The 5,626-nt window shown below is 51.5% G+C and carries 2 tRNA genes and 3 rRNA genes; all 5 read left to right on the forward strand.

From position 1 onward, the window contains the following. The first annotated feature begins 350 nt into the window (after positions 1–350). The 5 genes from EJI01_RS27950 (at position 351) to rrf (ending at position 5,574) form a co-directional block, all read left to right on the forward strand. A 16S ribosomal RNA gene (locus tag EJI01_RS27950) occupies positions 351–1,885 on the forward strand. A 69-nt stretch (positions 1,886–1,954) separates the two neighbouring features. Further along, a tRNA-Ile gene (locus EJI01_RS27955) sits at positions 1,955–2,031 on the forward strand. A 27-nt stretch (positions 2,032–2,058) separates the two neighbouring features. Beyond that, positions 2,059–2,134 (forward strand) — tRNA-Ala (locus EJI01_RS27960). Positions 2,135–2,456: 322 nt separating this feature from the next. Next, positions 2,457–5,327: ribosomal RNA gene (locus EJI01_RS27965) — 23S ribosomal RNA — on the forward strand. Positions 5,328–5,461: 134 nt separating this feature from the next. After that, positions 5,462–5,574 (forward strand): 5S ribosomal RNA (gene rrf, locus EJI01_RS27970). Together the 16S, 23S and 5S rRNA genes with 2 tRNA genes alongside form the textbook arrangement of a ribosomal RNA operon. Positions 5,575–5,626 lie beyond the last annotated feature (52 nt).

A 5,626-nucleotide genomic window follows, 5' to 3' on the forward strand; every position in this document is an offset into this window, starting at 1 on the left:
AAGGGGTTCGAGGTGGTGGTGCTGGGGCGAGGTGGGGTGGGAGAGAGAAGAAGATCGAAGAAGAAGAGGCGGAAGGCGAAAAAATTCTTCCAAAAAGTTTGACGGTTCTTAAAAAACCGTGTGATAATTTAAGGCTTCGCTGATCGCAGCGAAGGTGGTGCGAAGCAGAAGATGTTTTGTACTGGGATCGTTAAAAACATACAGCCGATAAGCGTGGGCGTTTGAGGCGAGTGGCCAAGTTCTTCGGAACGAAGTCGCAAGACTTTAAACGCTCATGAGAATAGAAGTGAAGTTCACTTCAATTCCGTTTTTATGAGTTTGCCTCGAGAGAGGCGAAAAAAATCAAGATCGAACTATAGAGTTTGATCCTGGCTCAGATTGAACGCTGGCGGCATGCCTTACACATGCAAGTCGAACGGCAGCACGGGAGCAATCCTGGTGGCGAGTGGCGAACGGGTGAGTAATACATCGGAACGTGCCCAATCGTGGGGGATAACGCAGCGAAAGCTGTGCTAATACCGCATAAGATCTACGGATGAAAGCAGGGGACCGCAAGGCCTTGCGCGAATGGAGCGGCCGATGGCAGATTAGGTAGTTGGTGAGGTAAAGGCTCACCAAGCCTTCGATCTGTAGCTGGTCTGAGAGGACGACCAGCCACACTGGGACTGAGACACGGCCCAGACTCCTACGGGAGGCAGCAGTGGGGAATTTTGGACAATGGGCGCAAGCCTGATCCAGCCATGCCGCGTGCAGGATGAAGGCCTTCGGGTTGTAAACTGCTTTTGTACGGAACGAAAAGGTTCTTTCTAATAAAGAGAGCTCATGACGGTACCGTAAGAATAAGCACCGGCTAACTACGTGCCAGCAGCCGCGGTAATACGTAGGGTGCAAGCGTTAATCGGAATTACTGGGCGTAAAGCGTGCGCAGGCGGTGATGTAAGACAGTTGTGAAATCCCCGGGCTCAACCTGGGAACTGCATCTGTGACTGCATCGCTGGAGTACGGTAGAGGGGGATGGAATTCCGCGTGTAGCAGTGAAATGCGTAGATATGCGGAGGAACACCGATGGCGAAGGCAATCCCCTGGACCTGTACTGACGCTCATGCACGAAAGCGTGGGGAGCAAACAGGATTAGATACCCTGGTAGTCCACGCCCTAAACGATGTCAACTGGTTGTTGGGTCTTCACTGACTCAGTAACGAAGCTAACGCGTGAAGTTGACCGCCTGGGGAGTACGGCCGCAAGGTTGAAACTCAAAGGAATTGACGGGGACCCGCACAAGCGGTGGATGATGTGGTTTAATTCGATGCAACGCGAAAAACCTTACCCACCTTTGACATGTACGGAATTTGCCAGAGATGGCTTAGTGCTCGAAAGAGAACCGTAACACAGGTGCTGCATGGCTGTCGTCAGCTCGTGTCGTGAGATGTTGGGTTAAGTCCCGCAACGAGCGCAACCCTTGTCATTAGTTGCTACATTTAGTTGGGCACTCTAGTGAGACTGCCGGTGACAAACCGGAGGAAGGTGGGGATGACGTCAAGTCCTCATGGCCCTTATAGGTGGGGCTACACACGTCATACAATGGCTGGTACAAAGGGTTGCCAACCCGCGAGGGGGAGCTAATCCCATAAAACCAGTCGTAGTCCGGATCGCAGTCTGCAACTCGACTGCGTGAAGTCGGAATCGCTAGTAATCGTGGATCAGAATGTCACGGTGAATACGTTCCCGGGTCTTGTACACACCGCCCGTCACACCATGGGAGCGGGTTCTGCCAGAAGTAGTTAGCCTAACCGCAAGGAGGGCGATTACCACGGCAGGGTTCGTGACTGGGGTGAAGTCGTAACAAGGTAGCCGTATCGGAAGGTGCGGCTGGATCACCTCCTTTCTGGAAACAAGCCACTTAAATTGAACGCCCACACTTATCGGTTGTTGGAAGATGTCGAGTCTTCGACATGGGTCTGTAGCTCAGCTGGTTAGAGCACCGTCTTGATAAGGCGGGGGTCGTTGGTTCGAGCCCAACTAGACCCACCATTCCTTCCGATAGTCTCGTGAGGACCCGGGGGATTAGCTCAGCTGGGAGAGCACCTGCTTTGCAAGCAGGGGGTCGTCGGTTCGATCCCGTCATCCTCCACCAATGTACCGGTAGTTAGAAATTCAACACCAAAGAGGCTTTGTGCGCGAGCATGAGGCTTCTTTGTTGTTGATCGAGATCTCTTGATCAATCGGCTGTTCTTTAAAAATTCATAGAGTCGAATCAGCGTTGCTGATGGAAACCGCACATTCGTAAAGGTTTAGTGCGGACCGTGCCATCAGCGACATGAATTTTTGATTGCGTCAAATGAACTTCAATTTCGAGTCAAATCGAAAGTATGAAGACGGCATAACGCGTCAGGTGAAAGACCTGACACATTCCTTGAAACGATTTTGGTTTCTGTGAAGAAACGTCAAAGTTATAGGGTCAAGTGAATAAGAGCATGTGGTGGATGCCTTGGCGATGATAGGCGACGAAGGACGTGATAGCCTGCGATAAGCTTCGGGGAGCTGGCAAATTAGCTTTGATCCGGAGATTTCCGAATGGGGAAACCCACCGAAAGGTATCGCATGATGAATACATAGTCATGCGAGGCGAACCGGGTGAACTGAAACATCTCAGTAGCTCGAGGAAAAGACATCAACCGAGATTCCGAAAGTAGTGGCGAGCGAAATCGGAAGAGCCTGTTAGTGATAGCACAAGACTTAACGGAACAGCTTGGAAAGGCTGGCCATAGCGGGTGATAGCCCCGTACGTGAAAAGACCTGTGTGGTACTGAGCTAACGACAAGTAGGGCGGGACACGAGAAATCCTGTCTGAATATGGGGGGACCATCCTCCAAGGCTAAATACTCATCATCGACCGATAGTGAACTAGTACCGTGAGGGAAAGGCGAAAAGAACCCCGGGAGGGGAGTGAAATAGATCCTGAAACCGCATGCTTACAAAAAGTAGGAGCCCGCAAGGGTGACTGCGTACCTTTTGTATAATGGGTCAGCGACTTACATTCAGTGGCAAGGTTAACCGAATAGGGAAGCCGTAGAGAAATCGAGTCCGAATAGGGCGTCCAGTCGCTGGGTGTAGACCCGAAACCAAGTGATCTATCCATGGCCAGGATGAAGGTGCCGTAACAGGTACTGGAGGTCCGAACCGACTAGTGTTGCAAAACTAGCGGATGAGCTGTGGATAGGGGTGAAAGGCTAAACAAACTTGGAAATAGCTGGTTCTCTCCGAAAACTATTTAGGTAGTGCCTCAAGTATTACCGTCGGGGGTAGAGCACTGTTTTGGCTAGGGGGTCATGGCGACTTACCAAACCAAGGCAAACTCCGAATACCGACGAGTACAGCTTGGGAGACAGAGCACCGGGTGCTAACGTCCGGACTCAAGAGGGAAACAACCCAGACCGCCAGCTAAGGTCCCTAAAATTGGCTAAGTGGGAAACGAAGTGGGAAGGCTAAAACAGTCAGGATGTTGGCTTAGAAGCAGCCATCATTTAAAGAAAGCGTAATAGCTCACTGATCGAGTCGTCCTGCGCGGAAGATGTAACGGGGCTAAGCCAGTTACCGAAGCTGCGGATTTGCAATTTATTGCAAGTGGTAGGAGAGCGTTCTGTAAGCCTGTGAAGGTGCGTTGTAAAGCGTGCTGGAGGTATCAGAAGTGCGAATGCTGACATGAGTAGCGTTAAAGGGGGTGAAAAGCCCCCTCGCCGTAAGCGCAAGGTTTTCTACGCAACGTTCATCGGCGTAGAGTGAGTCGGCCCCTAAGGCGAGGCAGAGATGCGTAGCTGATGGGAAACAGGTCAATATTCCTGTACCGATGTGTAGTGCGATGTGGGGACGGATCTTAATAGGTCATCCGGGTGTTGGATATCCCGGTTTAGTTGGAAGTAGGCGATGGGTAGGCAAATCCGCCCGTCATATACCGAGGCCAACGATCGAGCCAGCTTGCTGGTGAAGTGACTGAACGAGGTTCCAGGAAAAGCCACTAAGCTTCAGCTACACACGACCGTACCGCAAACCGACACTGGTGCGCGAGATGAGTATTCTAAGGCGCTTGAGAGAACTCAGGAGAAGGAACTCGGCAAATTGACACCGTAACTTCGGAAGAAGGTGTGCCCTATTAGTGTGAAGTGAACAACGGAGCATGAATGGGTTGCAAAAAATCGGTGGCTGCGACTGTTTATTAAAAACACAGCACTCTGCAAACACGAAAGTGGACGTATAGGGTGTGACGCCTGCCCGGTGCTGGAAGATTAAATGATGGGGTGCAAGCTCTTGATTGAAGTCCCAGTAAACGGCGGCCGTAACTATAACGGTCCTAAGGTAGCGAAATTCCTTGTCGGGTAAGTTCCGACCTGCACGAATGGCGTAACGATGGCCACACTGTCTCCTCCTGAGACTCAGCGAAGTTGAAATGTTTGTGATGATGCAATCTCCCCGCGGAAAGACGGAAAGACCCCATGAACCTTTACTGTAGCTTTGTATTGGACTTTGAACAGATCTGTGTAGGATAGGTGGGAGGCTTTGAAGCAGGGTCGCTAGATCTTGTGGAGCCAACGTTGAAATACCACCCTGGTGTGTTTGAGGTTCTAACCTAGGTCCATTATCTGGATCGGGGACAGTGCATGGTAGGCAGTTTGACTGGGGCGGTCTCCTCCCAAAGCGTAACGGAGGAGTTCGAAGGTACGCTAGTTACGGTCGGACATCGTGACGATAGTGCAATGGCATAAGCGTGCTTAACTGCGAGACTGACAAGTCGAGCAGATGCGAAAGCAGGACATAGTGATCCGGTGGTTCTGTATGGAAGGGCCATCGCTCAACGGATAAAAGGTACTCTGGGGATAACAGGCTGATACCGCCCAAGAGTTCATATCGACGGCGGTGTTTGGCACCTCGATGTCGGCTCATCTCATCCTGGGGCTGTAGCCGGTCCCAAGGGTATGGCTGTTCGCCATTTAAAGAGGTACGTGAGCTGGGTTTAAAACGTCGTGAGACAGTTTGGTCCCTATCTTCCGTGGGCGCTGCAGATTTGAGGAAGCCTGCTCCTAGTACGAGAGGACCGGAGTGGACACACCTCTGGTGTATCGGTTGTCACGCCAGTGGCATTGCCGAGTAGCTAAGTGTGGAAGAGATAACCGCTGAAAGCATCTAAGCGGGAAACTCGTTTCAAGATGAGATCTGCCGGGGCCTCGAGCCCCCTGAAGAGTCGTTCAAGACCAGGACGTTGATAGGTCGGGTGTGGAAGCGCAGTAATGCGTTAAGCTAACCGATACTAATTGCTCGTGCGGCTTGACCCTATAACTTTGATCCGATCCCTCAAAAGATCGCGAATTCAAGGTGTTATGCCAAGTTGACGCATTCAAAACACTCAAGCTGATTCCAAACTCTATGAATTCGTCGCCCTGACCCGTCAGGATGACAACCCTTTATGCCTGATGACCATAGCGAGGTGGTCCCACTCCTTCCCATCCCGAACAGGACAGTGAAACGCCTCAGCGCCGATGATAGTGCGGGTTCCCGTGTGAAAGTAGGTCATCGTCAGGCTCTTACAGCCCCAAAAAGCCCAACCTCAATAGGTTGGGCTTTTTGCTTTGGG

Origin of the sequence: Variovorax sp. MHTC-1 (assembly GCF_003984645.1) — a bacterium.
In the GTDB taxonomy this organism is placed as follows: domain Bacteria; phylum Pseudomonadota; class Gammaproteobacteria; order Burkholderiales; family Burkholderiaceae_C; genus Variovorax.